The 18820-nt window shown below is 73.2% G+C and carries 1 protein-coding gene (cut by a window edge); it reads right to left on the reverse strand.

The features are described from left to right. Positions 1-18820 carry the 3' portion of a lonely Cys domain-containing protein gene (locus tag IE262_RS23395; RefSeq protein ID WP_229877417.1) on the reverse strand. Its footprint extends 17615 nt past the window's final position, so the window shows 18820 of its 36435 coding nt (coding positions 17616-36435); its start codon lies beyond the right edge, outside the window — the gene reads right to left on this strand; it ends in the stop codon at positions 1-3.

Genomic DNA, 18820 nt, shown 5'->3' on the forward strand with positions numbered 1-18820 from the left:
TCAGGTCAGGGCAGGTGGGGTCAGGTCGGCCGAGCCGACGGGCCGGGGCGGCAGGCCGACGACGTAACGGTCCCCGTCGAGGACGAGGAGGACGAGCGGGACGGGCGCGGTGGCGGCGACGCCCCCGGGCAGGCCGTAGCGGGTCACCTGTCCGTCCGGCGCCACCACGGCCACCTCGAAGCCGAGGACGCGCGCGGCGGTCGCCAGCAGCACGGCGCCCGGCGCCGTGTCGCCCTGGAGCCCGTACGAGGGGTCCCGCAGCAGCAGCCGCAGGCGCTGAGCGGGTGTCAGCTCGGCTTCCAGAATCGGCAGTTCACCGCCGAGCAAGGTCGCCTGCATCTGCTGCACGGCGCTCAACCGCACACCGATCGCCTCCAGCAGGGCCTGCGGGACACTCCGGTTGCGGTCCAGCGGGGGCAGCGCCTCCTCGCCGACGCCGTCGTCGGTGACCTGCTGCGCCAGCCAGACGCGGAAGGCCTCGGAGGTGTCGGCGCCCGAGCCGTCCAGCGCTCCCGGGTTCGCGTCGCGGGCGGCGGTCAGGAGGGCGTCGGCGAGGGGGTCGGCGAGGGGATCGCCGTCCGTCGGCGCCTCGTGCAGCGTGAAGGCCGTGCCGTCGAGTGCCGCGGTGTCCGCTCCGGTCCGCAGATAGCCCTCCGGCTCTGCGGTGCGCTCGGGTCCGGTGGCGCCCGCGGGGTCCACGGGGTCCACCGGGCCCGCACCGTCCGCACCGTCCACGACATCCTTGACGTCCGCGAGATCGGTCAGATCGGCGAGATCAGCGAGATCGGCGAGATCGGCGACATCCGTGTCGTCCGTGACATCCGTGACGTCCGCCTCACTCACGCTGTCAGGGACATCGGTGACGTCGGTGACATCCGTGAGGTCGGTGATGCGTCGTGACACGACGTCGTACGGCGGCTCGGCGTCGAGCGCCGCAGGACCGAAAGCTTCCGCCGTGAACGTCGCCGGAGCCCCCGGCGCCGACGGCGCAGCCGAGCCCGCCGGCGGCTGGGACGCGGGCGCGGGCACGTTCGAGGACAGGGATACGAGGGTCGCCGGCCTGCGCCAGCCCGTCTGCATCCAGTTCCCCGGCTGCCCGGTGGCCGGGTCGAGCCGGGCGACGATCCGCAGCGGACCGGAGGGGGCCGCCGGGGTCGTGGCGGACGGGAACGCTGAGGCCGGGACCAGCGTGAGGGGGCCGGTGTAGCTGAGGCTGTTCCGGCCGGTGTGGTTGGAGTAACGCTGCGGCGTGTTCGCCGACCCGGCGCCCAGGCCCGAACTCAGGAACGTCACGGGCGTCTTGAGCTTGCTGTAGAACACCAGGGGAGCGAGGTTCACCAGCGCCAACAGCTCGGCGGGCGTCACCTGGACCCCCGACAGTCGGGGCAGATGCAGGACCGGCTCGCCGTTCGGACCGGTGTCGGTGGCGATCAGTGTGTGCTCGCCGGTGCCCTGGTCGATCAGCCAGGGCGGCCGGACCCACCGGACGACCGGCCCGGACGGTCCCGGCTGTTCCATGCCGAGTTGCGAGATGTCCACCCCGTGCGGCGCCGGTGTGCCGCTCCAGTTGTAGCCCTCGGCCTTTCCGCCGTGCCGAAGCTCGACGGCCGGTTCGAAGGCGCCCTTCGTCCGAAGATGCCAAGCGGCCAGCAGTTCGGGGGTGATCCCGGGCAGCCCCTCGTAGACCACCTGCGCGATCAGCAGGGTGAACTCCCACTCCGTCGCCTCGTTCCACGGGTCGCCCGCAGCCATGTGGAGGACCTTGCGGCCGTGTGTCTCCAGGTCCGCGCCCGACATCGAGGCGACCCATTCATGGGCACGCGCCAGCGCCCACAGGGCCCGCCCGAACTCCTTGGTGCGTACCGGCTGGGAGGAGCCGAGGTTCAGGACGCGCCGCGCCAGGTCGTCACCCTGGCTCCTGAACCTGTCCAGGGCGTAGCGCAGGTGCGGATCCTTGCTCACCTCGCTGAACTTGGCGTCCGGCTGCTGGGCTGTCAGCTGCTGCGCCCTCGCCAGCGCCTGCCAGTGGTCGTTGACGGACTGCAGGTTGCCGCCGTTGTCCTTGACGAGACCGCGCCACAGCTCCATCCGGAGCGGCGTGAACCGGAGCATGTCCGGGTCGTTGCGGCGCAGCCGCTCCACCGCGCCCATGCCCTTCATGGCCCACTCGTACCTGCCGCCCGGCACACCGCGGTCCTTCTCGATGTTCGTGCCGAACACGTTCCGCAGCGCCCGCGCCATGCGCAGCGCGGTGATGCGCTCCGCGGCCGGCGCGGGGCCGGGGCCCTGGTGCAGTTCGGCCATCCTGGCCAGCTCGTCCAGCTCGGGGCCCACAGGCTCGGGATGGTGCGTGACGGTCTTCCCCTGCATTCCGCTCGGCAGGTCGTACAGCAGGTAGCCGGTCTCGTCCAGCGCGGCCACCAGGGAGGAGCCGGTCACGTTCCGCCTGGTTCGCGTCGCGACGGCCTGGCTGAGCGACACGAACTCCAGCGGGTCGTTGACGAGGCGCGGCGGCAGATTGGCCGCGTGGCCCTGCCGGTCGGCCGCCGTGGCGCCGAAACAGACTTCCAGCTCCATGCCGTAGCCGGGCGGCAGTTCGGCCACCTCGCGCAGTCCGGCGATGTACTCCGCGCCGTCCTCGGCGGACAGCTTCACCGTACTGCCGTCGCGCAGGTGCAGCACCAGGACGCCCGGCAGCCCATGGGCCGCGTAGACGTACACGGCGCTGGTCGGGGGTTTCGCCGCCGAGGAGCGCTGGTGGTATCCGTCGGCCGTCTGGACCCAGTGCTCCAGTTTCTGCTTGGTGAGATACGTCCGCAGATGGCGCAGGCGATCGCGAGCTCCGTCGGCCGACATCCGGCCGAAGCGCTCATGGGTCTCGGAGACCAGGGCCCGGGTGTCGACGTCGCTGTCGCGGAACTTCCTTCCGTCGAGCGCCGTCCACTCGCGGTCGAAGGCGGGCGCGTTGACGGTCGGCGGGGCGAACGGGATCCAGTCACCGGCGGTTTTCTCGGGGTTGCCGGGATCGCTGTCGACCAGTGCCGGTACATACGCGTCCAGGTCGCTGTCGTACACCAGGCCGCCCTCGTCGCTGGGCGCCCACACGGTGCGGCCGAGCCGTGCGGCCACGACCCGCAGCAGGTCCAGGTACTGGGCGCCCGCGTAGGACAGGGCCAGGACCACCGGGGCGTCCTTGGGCAGCCGGGACAGTTCCGGGTCGTTCGCGAGCTTGTCGGCGAACTCCTCGTACGTCAGCTCCTGTCCGTCGTGGGTCCGCACCCGGTCTCCGGTGTGCTTCGCCCCGATCAGGTACGCGTTCGTGCCCCAGGGCGCGTTCGCGTCCCGCACCCGCTTGCGGGGCGCTTTCGGCGGGACCTCGTACACCACCGCCCGGTCGGCCAGCAGTGTGCCGATCGGCAGGCCCGTCCAGTTGCGGCCTCGTACGGCGCCGGTGGCGTCCCGCATCAGGGTCTGCGGTGCCAGCAGCGGGTCCGGCCACTGCGGGCCCTGGAGGGCGGCGGGGCCGGGGGTGTCGGGGCCGAACACGGTCGGCGCGGCGGCATCCGGTACGTCGGTGGGCTTGGAGGGGGCGGCGGGCGGGGCGATGAGGCCGGGGGTGGCCGGGGCCCGCCAGGCGGTCTCGACCCACGGTCCGGCGCCCTGTGTGGTTCCGTCGGGCAGGGTGAGGATCTGCAGGGGCCGGTCAGGGTGGATCTCGGCCACCTGAAGCCTGCCTTCGTAGCCCCAGCTCTGCCGACCGCTGAGGTCGGAGTACTTCTGCGTCAGCTGCCGACCGGGGGCGGCCGTGCCCGATCCGAGGAAGAGCACGGGGAAGGTGGCGTCCTTGGTCAGGTGGGGTGCCATGGCCAGCAGCGCCAGGAGTTCGTCGTCGGGGACGGGAACCGCGCCGAGGCGGGGCAGGTGCAGCACATGGCCGCCGGACGGGTCGCTGTCCGTCCACACCAGGGCCGGTACCGCGCGTCCGGCGCCCGCCCAGGACGGTACGAACGACTGCGGTCGCTGCCCCTGCCGCACCCTGTGCACGGCCGACCAGTTCACCCCGTGCGGGGCGGGCTTGCCACCCCAGTTGTAGCCCACCACGCCCTGCCCGCTGGGCAGTTCCGTGGACGGGTCGAAGGCGCCGCCCTGCTTCAGGTGCAGGGCGCCGAGCACGGCGTCGCCGACACCGGCACCGGTCGCCATGCCCCGCGCCACCAGCAGCCACAGATCTGTGGTGTGTTGCAGGGTCCACGGGGCGGTGGGGCCCAGGTGCAGCACCTTGCGGCCGAGCCGTTCCCGGTCCGACGGGGACTTCTGGCCGAGCCACCAGGCGGCACCGGCGTACGCCCAGAAGGCCTTGCCGCGCTGCCGCTCGCCCACCGGCGCGGAGGCGTCCAGGTCCAGTACGGACCTGACCGTGGCATCGCTGTTCGGTGCCGCCATCTGGCCGACGGCGAACTGGAGGGCCGGCAGCGGGGCGTCCGGGCGGAGCACGGGCTCGTCGCGGTGGGCGCGGGCGTGGTCGAGTACGGCCAGGTAGGCGCCCAGGGGCGGGTCGGTGGCGCCGCCGGTCCGCTGGCGGGCGAGGAAGGTCCACATGCCCAGGCGGAACGGTGTGATCGCGCGCAGCGCCGGGTCGTTCGCGCGCCTGGACTCCAGCGCGCCGATCCCCGCCAGGACGCGCTCGTAGCGGCCGCCCTTCACGCCGCGGTCGGCCTCGATCTCGTTGCCGAACACGGACCGCAGCGCGCGCACCAGTTTCAGTGTGGTCTTCCGTACCTCCGGTGACGCCGGTCCGTTGCCGTCGTGCAGCCCTGCCGTCACCGCCAGCGTGTCCAGTTCGCTGTCCAGCGGCTCGGGGAGGTAGGTGACCCTGCGTCCGCGCTCGCCACCGGGGGTGCTCATCTGTGTCAGGACCCCGTTGTCGACTCCCGAAGGCCGGGTGACGGCGGTGGTCGAGCGCCGGCTGACATTGGCGAGATGCTGTCCGAACGGAACGTCCTCCAGCGGATCGTCGGCCACGGGCGCGGATTCGTTCAAGGTGGAGGGGCGCCGCGGATCACCGACCGACGCGCTCCAGCACACCTCCGCCTCGATGCCGTAGCCGTCGGGCAGCTCCCTCACTTCAGGGAGCCCGCCGACATACCGTGCGCCGTCCTCGGCGCTCAGCCACACCGTCCGTCCGTCGCGCAGGGCGAGCGCCAGCCCACCGGGCCTGCCGTGGCCGGCGAAGACGTAGACCGCGTTGGACGGGTTGACCGGCTCATAGCCGACCGGACGGAAGGAGCCGCCGGCCCGGACCAGATGGGCGAGGAACCGCGCCTCGGGGCGGGTGCGCATCTTCGGCTCCGCCTTCCGCCTGTCCTCGCGCGGAAGGGACATCCGGCCGAACCGTTCATGGCCGCGGGAGATCAGTGGCCAGGTGTCGACGTCGCTGTCGCGGAACGTCGTCCCGTCCACCGCCGTCCACTCCCGGTCCTCGTACGGGGTGTCGGCGGCGGCCGGGTTGACGGTGGCCGGGTCGAAGGGCACCCAGTCGCCGATGCGCCGGTCGCCGTGGTCGACGAGCACGGGAACGTGGGCGTCCAGGGTGTCGTCGTAGTGCAGGCGCCCGTCGCCGCTGGGGGCCCAGACGGGGCGCCCGAGCCGGCGGCCGACGGCCCGCATCAGGTCCAGGTACTGGGTGGCGGCGTACGGGATCGCCAGGACCACCGCGGTGCTCGGGGGCAGTGCCGCCAGCTCCGGGTCGCTCGCCAGCTTCTCGGCGAACTCCTCGTAGGTGAGTTCCTCCCCGTCGCGGGTCCGTACCCGGCCGTCCCGGGCGAGGTCGGCGTCCACCACATAGGCGTCGCCCCAGGGCGCGTCCTGTTCGTCCAGAGTCGTCGGCCGCGCAGCCGAGTCCTGGACGCGGATCCTGCCGGGCAGGATCCGCCGGACCGGCTCGCTCGACCAGTTGCGGCCCCGCACCGCGCCGGAGGCGTCCCGCATCAGGGTCTCGGGCGTGAGCAGCGTGTCCACGGCAGGCTGGGGGGAGCCGGCGGCGGACGTGGTGAGGTGCGCCGTGGTCGGAGCGGGAGCCTGGGAGGGAGCGGGAGCCTGGGCGGGCTGCTGCGGGGTGGCCCGAGGCAGCCACCTCGTCAGGCGCCACCTCCCCTGCTGCTGGGTCCGGTCGGCGGTGATGCGCAGCGGGGCGTTCGGGGAGTGCTCCTCCATCTCGACGGGGCCGTTGTAACTCCATGCCCTCCGGCCGGTGTAGGTGGAGAACAGCTGCGTACGCGGGTGCCCTCCGGTCCCGAATCCGGACATCGGGAAGATCAGGGGACGGAAGACGGAGCCCTGGGTCAGGTGCGGACTGAGGTCGAGCAGTGCCCGCAGTTCCCCGTCGGGTATCGCCGTAGGGGGCCAGCCGGGCACGTGCATCACCACGTGGCCCTGGTCGTCGGTGTCGGTCCAGATCACCCAGGGCCGCTTGTCCCTGACGTTCGCCGTGTTGGTGCCCTGCGGCTTGTTCGTGTCTTTCCAGGGCGCCGGTGACGACGTGACGGCGGTCCCGTTCCCGCCGGGTACCCGCGCGTACACGTGGTCGGTGTCCACACCGTGGGGAGCCGGCTCGCCGCTCCAGTTGTAGCCCTGGAACTCGTGACCGTCGGTGAGCCGGCTGGGCGGATCGAAGGCGCCGAGGGTCTTCCAGTGGAAGGCGGCCAGGGCATACCCGTCGGTGATGTCCAGCCCCGCCGCGTGAGCCTTGATCATCAAGGTGCCCAGGATCAGTTCCATCTGGTCGTTCCACGGGGCGGTGGAGGGCAGATGGAGGGCTCCTCGGCCCACGAGCTCCATCTCGGCCGGTGAGAGCTCGGCCGACACCTGGGCGGCGGCGACCGTCGCCCAGAAGACGCGGGCGACGTCCCGAGGGCTCACCGGGTCCGTGTCCCGCAGGTCCAGCATGGTGCGCACCAGGAAGAGGTGGTCCCCGGCGAACGTGTTCAGGGCGTAGTCGAGACCGGCGTCACCCGCAACCGTGCTGAGGTGGGCACCGGGTTGCTGGGCCAGCTGCGCCTCGGCCACGTCCAGCACCCTCAGATAGGCCGCGTCGTCCGGAGGTGTGCCGGGGGAGTCCTGGGCCAGGATGGTCCACAGGTCCATGCGGAACGGGGTGAGCCGGCGCAGGGCCGGGTCGCCCGCCCGCAGGGTCTCCAGGGCGCCGATGCCCTTGAGGACCCGCTCGTACCTGCCGCCGGGCACCCCACGGTCGTCCTCGACACCGGTGCCGAACGCCTTCCGCAGGGCGCGGACCAGACGGAGCGTCACCTCCCGTACCTCGGCCCGGTCCTGGTACAGGGCGGGGTTCAGGCCCGCGTCCAGGGCCAGCTGGTCCAGTTCCTCCGGCAGCGGCTCGGGACGGTGCCACGCCTTGGCTCCGGGCAGGCCTCCGGGCGTGTCCATCAGCGTGAAGCTGTCGTCGGTCAGCGCGTTGGCGAGGACGGACCCTTCGACGTCCCGGCGGGTGAGGTTCGCCAGGTGCTGAGCGAGCGGGACGTCCTCCAGAGGATCGTCCACGGGGGGCGGCGCGGCATGGGCCTCCTGCCGGCGCTTCGGGTCGCCCGCCGAGGAGCTGTAGCAGACCTCCAGGCTCATCCTGTGGTCCTTCGGCAGCTCCCTGACCTCGCGCAGCCCGCCGATGTACCGCGCGCCGTCCTCCGCGCTCAGCACCACGGCCCTGCCGTTGCGCAGGCGCAGTGCCAGCCCGCCCGGGATGCCATGGGCGTAGTAGGTGTAGACCGCCGGGGCCGGCGCCGGCACGGTCTCGCTGCTGAGGTCCACATCGCCCTCGGCCGTGGCCACCGAGTGCTCGACCTGCCGCTTGGTGAAGTACGAACGCAGCAGACGTTCCCGCAGACGCCTGGAGTCCCCGATCGACATACGGCCGAACCGCTGGTGCCCGTCGCTGACGATGGGCCGGGTGTCGACGTCGCTGTCACGGAACCTCGTCCCGTCCGCCGCCGTCCACTCACGGTCCTCGTACGGGGCCTCCGTGGCCGGCGGGTCGAACGGCACCCAGTCGCCGACCGGCGTGCTCTTGTCCTCGGGGTCGGCGTCGAGCAGCGCGGGAACGTGGGCGTTCAGGGTGTCGTCGCGCACCAGACGCCCGTCGCCGCTGGGCGCCCAGACACGCCGCCGCAGCCGCCGGGCCACCGCCCGCATCAGGTCCAGGTACTGGGCGCCCGCGTACGGGACCGCCAGCACGATCGCGGCGTGGGGCGGCAGCTTCGCCAGCTCCGGGTCCCTCGCGAGCCTTTCGGCGAACTCCTCGTAGGTCAGCTCCTGCCCGTCGTAGGTGCGTACGCCGCCCGGTATCGCGTCGCCGTCGACCACGTACGCGTTGTCGTCCCAGGGCGCGTCCCGCTCCGACACCAGCTTCGGATCGGGGTCCGAGGTGTCGTAGACCCGGATCTTGCCGGGCAGCAGCCGCTCGACCACCTCGCTCGACAGGTTGCGCCCGCGCACCGCACCGGCGGCATCCGTGGCCAGGGTCGACGGGTGCAGCAGCGGGTCCGGGGCCGGCTGGGCGGGGCCGGTGACGGGCGCCGTCGAGAGGCGGGTGGCCGTCAGGGCGTTGGCCGGAGCGTTCGGCGGGCGGTTCGAGGGGGCGTTCGACGCGGTGGTGGACTGCTGCCCGGCCGACGGGGCCTTCCACTGGGTCCGCCGCCACATCCCCAGCTTCCTGGCACGGTTGGCGGTGATGCGCAGCGGGGCGCCCGGGGACTCCTCCTCCAGGGCGAGGGGGCCGCTGTAGCTGAAGGCGTCGCGGCCGGTGCGGTGGGAGAAGGGCTGGGTCAGGCGGCGTCCGTCGAAGGGGGAACCGGAGGTCAGGAAGGCCACCGAGAGGGTGAGGGGCATCTGGGCCAGGACCGTGCTGAGGTCGAGCAGGGCCTGGAGTTCCTCGTCGGGTATCGGCGTCGGGGGCCGTCCGGGCAGGTTCATCACCACGCGGCCCTGGCTGTCCGAGCCGGTCCAGATCAGCAGCGTCCGCCGCTTCTTGTCCTTGCCCTTCCAGGGCGCGGTCGTCTCGGTGGTGAGCAGCTTGCCGCCCTGCCGTATCCGCGCGTACACACGGTCCGTGTCCACACCGTGGGGAGCCTGCTCACCGCTCCAGTTGTAGCCCTGGAGCAACTGGCCGTCGCTGAGCAGGTGGGGCGCCTTGAACGCGCCGAGCGACTGCCAGTGGAACGCGGCCAGCACATGCTCGTCGGTGATGTCCAGTCGGGCCGCGCGGGCCTGTGCCATCAGGTCGGCGAGTTCCAGCTCCCTGTGCTGGTCCCACGGGTCCGTGGACGACAGGTGCAGGACCCTGCGGCCCAGCCGCTCCCGGTCGCCGGGGGACAGCTCGGCGAGGATCTGGGCGGCGGCGGCCGTCGCCCAGAAGGCGCGGGCGATCTCCGGGCGGCCCACCGGGGTGGTGGCGGGCAGGCCCAGGGTGGTGCGCACCAGGGTGGCGTTGCCGCCGCCCGCGAACTGGTTCACGGCGTGGCCCAGCGCGTTGTCGTTGATCTCCGCGCTGAGGGCGGCGCCGGGCCGCTGCGCGACCGCGTCCCGGGCGAGGTCGAGCACCTGGAGGTAGGCGGCTTCGTTCGGGGCGCCGCCCGCGGCCTTGCGCGCCAGGAAGGCCCACAGGTCCAGGCGGAACGGCGTGCGCCAGCGCAGGGCCGGGTCGTTGGCGCGCATGGTTTCCAGGGCGCCGATGCCCGTCAGCGCCCGCTCGTAGGTGCCGCCGGGCACCCAGCGGTCCTTCTCGACGTCGGTGCCGAACGCCTCCCGCAGAGCGCGGGCCAGACGGAGCGTCACCTTCCGCACCTCGGCCTGGTTCTGGTACAGGCCGTGGTTCAGGCCCGCGATCCGGGCCAGCCGGTCCAGTTCCTCGGGCAGCGGCTCCGGCAGGGCGGTGTCACTGCGTCCCCGCACCCCGCCGGGCGTGTCGTAGAGGATGAAGCTGTCCGGGCTCAGCGCGCTCTTCACGGAGGACCCCTTGGTGGCCCTCCGGGAGACGTTCGCGACGTGCTGGGCGAGCGACACCTCGTCCAGCGGGTCGTCGACGGCGGGCGCTGGAGCATGGTCCTGCTGTTTCCTGCGCGGATCGCCGGCCGACGACCCGTAGCAGACCTCCAGTCCGATCGTGTGGCCCGGCGGCAGCTCCCTGACCTCGCGCTGCCCGCCGATGTACCGCCCGCCGTCCTCCGCGCTCAGCCACACGGTCTTCCCGCTGCGCAGGCGCAGTGCCACCCCGCCCGGCAGCCCGTGCCCGTAGTAGAGGTAGACCGCACGGTTCGGCGCCGGGGCGGCCTCGGTGGTGACGTCCGCGTCCTCGCCGTCACTCGTGGACACCGTGTGCACGAGGTGCTGCTTGTCGAAGTACGAGCGCAGCAGCTCTTCCCGGACCCGCATGTCGTCCTCGATCGACGAACGGCCGATCCGCTCGTGCCGGTCGGTGACGATGGGCCGGGTGTCGACGTCGCTGTCGCGGAACTTCGTCCCGTCCAGCGCCGTCCACTCACGGTCCTCGTACGGGGCCTCCGTGGCCGGCGGGTCGAACGGCACCCAGTCGCCGACCGGCGTGCTCTCGTCGTCGGGGTCGGCGTCGAGCAGCGCGGGAACGTGGGCGTTCAGGGTGTCGTCGTGGTGCAGGCGCCCGTCGCCGCTGGGCGCCCAGACGCGGCGCCCGAGCCGCCGGGCCACCGCCCGCATCAGCTCCAGGTACTGGTCGCCCGCGTACGGGACCGCCAGCACGATCTCGGCGTGGGGCGGCAGCTTCGCCAGCTCCGGGTCCCTCGCGAGCTTTTCGGCGAACTCCTCGTAGGTCAGCTCCTGCCCGTCGGCCCATACGGTGCCGTCGTCGGCGTCGTCGGCACCCACCACGTAGGCGTCGGCGCTCCAGGGCGCGTCCCGTTCCGAGACCAGCGCCGGCACGGCGCCCGAGGTGTCGTAGACCCGGATCTTGTCGGCCGTCAGCGAACCGGCCTGCTCGCCCGACCAGTTGCGGCCCCGCACCCTGCCGGAGGCGTCCCGGATCAGGGTCGCCGGGGACAGCATCGGGTCGGAGGCCGGGGTGGCGGACGGCGGGACGTACGTGGGTGCCGGTGCCGGTGCAGAGGGCTGTACCGGTGCCGGTGCCGGGGCCGGAAGCGCGGGTGGAGGTGTGGGTACGACGACGGCCTGGCCGCCGAAGAACGTCTCCATCCAGTCGCCCGGCAGACCGTGCGCCGGCTCGACCCGGGCGACGAGACTCAGCGGACCGGACGCGTTGAACGGGTTCGTCCCGCCCTGCGAAGGGCCGCCCTGGGCCGGGCTGCCGGAGTTCGGACCGCTCTGTGCGGGCGGGGCCGGCCGCAGTTCGAGCGGCCCCGTGTAGCTCAGGGCCTTCCGGCCGGTCCAGTTGCTGAACTTCTGCGGCCAGTCCGCCTGGGCGGTACCCAGGCCGGAGGTGGCGAAGACCACCTTCGTGGCGACGGGACTGAACCTCACCAGCGGGGCCATGTCCGCCAACGCGAGGAGCTGGCCGGGGGGCACCTGAATCCCGGACGCGCCGGGCAGGTGCAGAACCGGATCGCCGTTCACGGCGACATCGGTGGCGATCACCAGGTAGTCGTCCGTAGCGGTGGCGCCTCCGGTGCCGGTGCCGGTGCCTCCGGTGCCAGTGCCGGTGCCTCCGGTGCCAGTGCCGGTGCCTCCGGTGGCGGTGCCTCCGGTGGCGGTGCCGGCCGCGGGCAGCCAGGGTGCCTTGTGCCACTGGACGACGGGCCCGTTCGGCCCCGGGACCTCCGTGCCGATCCGGGTGGTGTCCACGCCGTGGGGCGCCGGGGTGCCGCTCCAGTCGTAGCCGCGCAGGGCCCCGCTGTCGTGGAGTTCCACGGACCAGTCGAAGGCGCCCTTGGCCATCAGGTCGTAGGCGCCCAGCACATTCTGGTCAAAGGAGTTCATGCCGTCGGCGACGACCCGCGCGATCAGCAGGACAAGGTCCTTCTGCCGGTCCTGCGTCCAGGGGGTGCCGGGCGCCAGGTGGAGGACGCTCCGTCCGACCCTCTCCAGGTCCGCGGGCGGCGTGTTGCCGATCTGGTGGGAGACGCGGGCCAGTGCCCAGAAGGTCCTCGCGTACCCCAGCAGGCCCACCGGCTCGGTGGCGGGCAGCTGAAGCACGTCCCGCACCAGCTGGTCGTTCTGCGCCGAGAGCTCGTTCAGGGCGTACGTCAGGGGCTGGCTGGGGACCACCGCGCTGAGCTGGGCCTTCGGGTCCAGGGTGATCTGCTGCCGGGCCAGGTCGAGGACCTGGAGGTAACCGCCCGGGTCCCAGGACTGCTTGGGCAGCCCCGCGGCCAGGGACTGCCACAGTTCCTTCCGGAACGGTGTGAAGCCGCCCATGCCCGTGTCGTTGGCGCGCAGGCGCTCCAGCGCGCCCAGGCCGCTCAGCGCCCGCTCGTACCGTCCGCCCTGCACTCCCTTGTCGGCTTCGATGCCGTGGCCGAGTATCTGCCGCAGCGCCCGCACCAGCCTGGTGGTGCGCCACATGTCGTAGAACGACACCGGGCCCGCGCCGCTGTGCAGCCCCGCGTCCCGGGCCAGTTGGGCCGTCTCGCTGTCCGTCGGCTCCGGAACGAAGGTGATCACCTTCCCCTGCACGCCCTTTGCCGCCCAGCTCGGCGGGTCGTAGTAGCCGAGCGCGGTCGGGCTCAGGGACCTTGAGTGTTCGTACGCGTCCGTCTCCCTCCTGCTGAAGTTCGCGACGTACTGGCCGAGCGGCATGGACTCCAGGGGATCGTCCACGACGGGCGGCGGCAGATGAACGGCCTGGAAGCGCCCGAAGTCGTCCGCCGAGGCGCCGAAGCAGACCATCAGGACCATCCTGTAGTCCTTCGGCAGCTCGATGACCTCGGGCAGGCCCGCGATGTACCGGCCGCCGTCCTCGGCGCCGAGCCACACCGTCGTGCCGTCGGTCAGGGGCATCCCCAGCACGCCCGCCAGCCCGTGGGCCGCGTAGAGATAGATCCCGCGGCTCGGCGGCGTGATCGGCTGCAGGTCGAAGTGCCCGATCCCGCCGGCCAGCGGGACATGGCGTACCGACTGGTTCTTGAAGAAGTAGGTCCGCAGGTCTTCGAGCCGAGGGCGCACCGTGTCGTCGACCGCGAACCGGCCGAACCGGTAGGTGCGGTCGAAGACCAGGGGGCGGGTGTTGACGTCGCTGTCCCGGAAGTCCCTCCCGTCCCGCGCCTTCCACGGGCGGTCCTGAATGGGCAGGGGCGCCGGGGGCGGGTCGAGGGGAACCCAGTCGCCGGCCGTCTTGTTCACGTCGTCGGCGTCGGTGTCGATCAGTGCCGGGACGTGGGCGTCCAGGTCGGCGTCGTACTCCAGGCCGCCCATGTCGCTGGGCGCCCAGACGCGGCGCCCGAGGCGGTCGGCCACGACGCGCAGCAGGATGAGGTACCCGGCGCCGCCGTACGGGATGGCCAGGATCAGGTCATAGGTGTCGGGCAGGGCCGAAAGTTCGGGGTCCCGGGCGAGCTTCTCGGCGTACTCCACATAGTTCAGCACCTGTCCGTCGGGAGTCTCGACGCCGCCGACGACGAGCTTGCCGGTGACGAGGTAGGCGTCCTTGCCCCATGGTGCGGACTGGTCCGGCAGCCGCGTGCGGGGCTTGCCCGGACGGTCCTCGAACACCACCACCCGGTCGACCCGGAGCCGCCGGACCCCGGCCACGCCCGTCCAGTTGCGGCCCCGCGGGGTGCCGTCGGCGATCCTCAGCAGGGTCTCGGGAGCGAACAGGGGATCAGCCTGGGGTGTCTGAACCGGCGCCGGGCCGGCCAATGCCGCCGTGGGGGCCGTGGAGGCCCTGGGGGCCGTCCTGTAGGCGGTCCTGAGGGCCCGGCGGCCCGTCTTTGTCCCTGTGGTACCGGTGGTCCCGGTGGTCCTGGTGGTCCCGGTGGTGCGGCCGCCCGGCCCGGACCGCCGCCGCCAGGCGCTCCGGCGCCACTGGCCCGCTCCCCGGGCGCGGTCGACGGTGAGGCGGAGCGGGTCGGACGCGGTGACCTCGGTGACGCCGTACGGGCCGTCGTACGTCCAGGCCGGCCGGCCGGTGCGGTCGGAGAACTGCTGCGGCACCAGTGCCGTGGCGCCCTCGGCGCCGGGCATCACGAAGAGCGCGGGCAGGCTCGGGCTGCGCGTGGCCAGGTACGGGTCGAGGCCCAGCAGCGCCAGCAGTTCCGCGTCGGGCACCCGCACCGGGCGGCGCAGCCCCGGCAGGTGCAGGAGCGCACCGCCCTCGGCCGTGTCGGTCCAGATCGGGATGACCCGGGCCGGCCGGCCCGTGGTCTTCCACGGTGCCGCGAAGGACAGGACGCGGGTGCTGCCGTCGCCCCGTCGCCGCACCGCGTGCACCTGGCCGCCGTCCAGGCCGTTCGGGGCGGGCGTGCCGCTCCAGTTGTAGCCCCGCACATGGGAGGGGTGGGACAGGTGGGTGGCGGGGTCGAAGGCGCCGGAGAGCTTGAGGTGGTACGCGGCCGTCACATGGTCGTCGGCGGTGTCCAGGCCCTCCGCGCGGGCCCGCGCCACCAGCCGGCCCAGGTCCCGCGCCGACTGCGCGGTCCATGGGTCGGTGTCGGACAGATGCAGGATCTTGCGGCCCTTGCGTTCCAGCTCGGCCGGGGTGAGCCGGCTCAGCCGCTGGGCGGTGGCCGCCGCGGCCCAGAAGGCGCGGGCGACGTGCTGAGGGCTGACCGGGTCCGTGTCCGCCAGGCCCAGGATGTCGCGTACGGCGCCCGTTCGGTCCGCCGTGAACTCGTCGAGGACGTAGTCCAGGGCGGGGTCGCCGAACTCGGTGCCTAGGCGGGCTCCGGGGCGCCGGGCGAGCCCTTCCCGGGCCGCGTCCAGCACCTGACGGTAGGCGTCCTGGTCCGAGGTGGTGCCGGCGGCCCGGCGGGCGAGGAAGCTCCACAGGTCCATGCGGAACGGGGTGAGCGCGCCGAGTACGGGGTCGCCCGCGCGCAGGGTCTCCAGGGCGCCGATGCCCTGGAGGACCCGCTCGTACGTACCGCCGGGCACCCCGCGGTCGTCCTCGACGGCGTTGCCGAAGCGCTGGCGCAGGGCCCGGACCAGACGGAGCGTCGCCTCCCGCAACGCGGCCCGGTCCTGGTACAGGGCGGGGTTCAGGCCCGCGTCCAGGGCCAGCTGGTCCAGTTCCTCGGGCAGCGGCTCCGGACGGTGCCACGCCTTGCGTCCCGGTACGCCACCCGGAGTGCCGTACAGGTCGGAGCCGTAGCCGTCCTCGGTCGGCCCGCCCGTGGACACGGAGCCCTCGGTGTCCCGGCGGCTGGTGTTCGCGATGTGCTGGGCGAGGGGCACGTCCTGGAGGGGATCGTCCACCGGGGGCACCGGATCGTGGTCCGGCTGCGTACGGTTCGGGTCGTCGGCCGGGGAGCTGTGGCGGACCTCCAGGCTGATCCGGTGGTCCGGCGGCAGTTCGGTCACCTCGGGCAGCCCGCCGAGGTACCGTCCGCCGTCCTCGGCGGACAGCCACACCGTCCGGCCGTCACGCAACTCCAGTTCCACCCCGCCGGGGTGGCCGAGGGGGACGTAGACCGCGCGGCTGTGCGCGGGGGTGGCTTCGGCGCCGCTCTCCGCCTCGGTGCCGCCCGAGGACACCATGTGCAGCAGGGTGCGCCGGTGGCCGTGGTTCCGCAGCAGCGCCGCACGCGCCCGCAGGCCCTTCCTGGCATGGGTCCGGCCGAACCGCTCAGGGGCGCGGGACTTGAGGGGCTGGGTGGTGACGTCGCTGTCGCGGAACGTGGTCCCGTCCAGCGCCGTCCACGTACGGTCCACCGTGGGCAGGGTGTCCGGGGACAGCAGCGGGTCCGTGGCCGTCGTCGAGGCGGTGGGGGCGGGGCCTGTGAAGAAACCTCCCGACGACGCGGGGAGCGCGAGGGGCGACTGCCACACCGCCGTCTCCCAGGTGCCCTGCCCTCCGGTGCCCGGGTCGGGGAGGGTGAGCACGCGCAGGCTGTCCCGCCCGGTCGACTGGGAGAACGCCTGCGGGGCCCGGGGTCCGAGGGGAGCGGGGCCGGTGGCCAGGAAGACCATCGGAACGGTGACCGCGCTCTCACGCACGAGCGGGGCGAGGGACAGCAGCGCCCGCAGCTCCTCGGGAGCCACCGGGACCGGGCGGGGCAGGTGGGGCACGTGCAGCACCGGACGGCCGGTCCCGTCGGTGTCGGTGGCGATCATCTGGTACTCGGCGGACGCCGCCGGGTTCGACCCCTCGGACGGGTCGTTCCAGACGAGGCCCGACCCGTTGTGCTTCGAGGTGATCACCGAGATGTCCGCACCCCGCGGAGCCGGGGTGCCGCTCCAGTTGTAACCGCGGACCGTGCCCGAGCCGTCCGTGAGCAGGGCGGCCGGCGAGAACGCGCCCTTGGTCGACAGGTGCAGGGCACCCAGCACGTACTCGTCGGCGCCGTCGAGGCCGGCTGCCACGGCTTTCGCCATCAGCGACCCGAACTCCAGCTCCTGCGCCTGGCCCCACACGGCCGTGACGTCCCGGTGAAGGACCCTGCGGCCGAGCGCCGCCCGCCCGGCCGGCGTCATCCGGCCGAGGCGCCCGGCCGCATGGGCCAGAGCCCAGAAGGCGCGGGCGGTGTCCCGCTCGCTCACCGGCGCCGAGGCGGGCAGTCCCAGGACGTCGCGGGTCAGCGCCGCACCGCTCTTCGCCCTGAGCTGCTGGGCGGCGAAGGCCCAGAAGGGCTGCCGCCCGATCGCCGCGAGGTCCGGCCTTGTCCGGGCGGCGTCCAGAACGGCCGCGTAGGCGTCGGGGCCCGGGGCGTCGCCGCCCACCTGGCGGGCCAGGGAGGTCCACAGGTCCATACGGAACGGCGTGAGCCCACGCAGTACGGGGTCGCCCGCACGCGTGGTCTCCAGGGCGCCGATGCCCTGGAGCAGGCGTTCGTACGTACCGCCGGGCACCCCGCGGTCGTCCTCGACGGCGTTGCCGAAGCGCTGGCGCAGGGCCCGGACCAGACGGAGGGTCGCCTTCCGCAGCTCGGCCTGGTCCCGGTACAGGGCGGGGTTCAGGCCCGCGTCCAGGGCCAGCTGGTCCAGTTCCTCGGGCAGCGGCTCCGGACGGTAGGTGACCCACTTTCCTCGCACCCCGCCGGGCGTCTCCCCCTCCAGGCGAGAGACACTGCTCAGCCCCGACTGCAGCTCGAACGCGGTGGTCTCCCGCCGGCTGAAGTTCGCGACGTGCTGGCCCAGCGGCAGCGTCTCCAGCGGGTCGTCCACCGGGTCCACCGGCATGGTGTCGGGCAGGGGCCCCGGACGGTCCGACGCCGACGCGCCGTAGCAGACCTCCAGATGGATCGTGGACCCCGCGGGCAGCTCGGCCACCTCGGGCTGCTCACCGATGTACCGTCCGCCGTCCTCGGCGGACAGCCACACGATGCGACCACTGTCCAGCTTGAGCCCCAGCGCGCCCGGCAGACCGTGGGTGTTGTAGACGTACACCGCCCTGTCCGTCGGCGGCACCTGGGACGTGCCGACGGTCACGGGTCCTCTCGGGGTCCGGACCCGGTGGTCGACCCGCGTGGTGTCCGGGTACGACCGGAACTCTTCGAACCGCGCACGTATGTGGCCCCACAGCGAGCTGCGCCCGAAACGCCTGTGGCTCTTGGAGACCAGAGGATGGGTCTCGACGTCGCTGTCGCGGAACGTGGTCCCGTCCAGCGCCGTCCACGTGCGGTCCACGGTGGGCACGTCGACGGCCGGCGGGTCGAACGGCACCCAGACGCCCGGCGTCGTGTCCGGGTTGTCCGGCTCGGCGTCGACGATCGTCGGAACCAGGGCGTCCAGGTCCGGCTCGTGGATCAGCCGGCCGTCCCCGCTGGGCGCCCACACACGCCGCCCCAGCCGACGGGCCACCACCCGCATCAACTGCTGGTACCGGCCACCCGCGTACGGAACCGCCAGCACCACCTCGGCGCTCGACGGCCGCCCCGCCAACTCCGCGTCCGCGGCCAGCCTGTCGGCGTACTCCTCATACGTCAGCACCTGCCCGTCCGGCATGCGTACGCCACCAGGCACGAGCACCGCTTCGCTCACATAGGCGTCACGGCCCCAGGGCGCCGGGTCGATCGAGTCGAACTCCTCGACGCCGTCCCGGGCTTGGTACCGCTGCACCCAGTCCGTACGCACGCGACCGCCCGGCTCGCCGGGCGCCTCCACGGTCGGCCCCTGCACGCTCGGGGTCGCGGTGGCACCGGGGGCGGGAACGGGGGCGGTCCGGACCGTCCGGACCCAACCGGGCGCGTTCGGCGCGTTCTGCGGTTGCTGGGGGTCCTGCGGCTGCTGCGCGGGGGACAGCGTGATGCGCAGCGGGGCCGACGGGTCGGTCTCGGTCATCTCCAGCGGTGCCCCATGGGTCCATGTGGGCCGCGCGGTGTGGTCGGAGGACTTCTGCGGCAGCGCGGTCAAGGTCCCGGAGCCGGGGCCGGTGGCCAGGAACACCAGCGGTATGCCCAGGCGGAGCCTGCGCAGCTCGACCGGCATCAGGTCCAGCAGGGCCAGCATCTCGCCGTCGGTCACGGAGACCGGGCCGAGTGAGGGCAGATGCAGGACGCGGCGCCCGTTCTGGTCGGTGTCGGTCCACACCAGGATGGGCTTGCTGTCGGGCTTGCCCCGGTCCGCGGGGCCCGGCCGCCAGGGCGCCCTGTGCTCCCGGACGCCGGTGCCGTCGGGCCCGGTGGTGGCCTCGTCGACGTGCTTCCACTCGACGCCGTTCGGTGCCGGCCTG

Source organism: Streptomyces bluensis, from assembly GCF_014650715.1.
Taxonomy (GTDB): domain Bacteria; phylum Actinomycetota; class Actinomycetes; order Streptomycetales; family Streptomycetaceae; genus Streptomyces; species Streptomyces bluensis.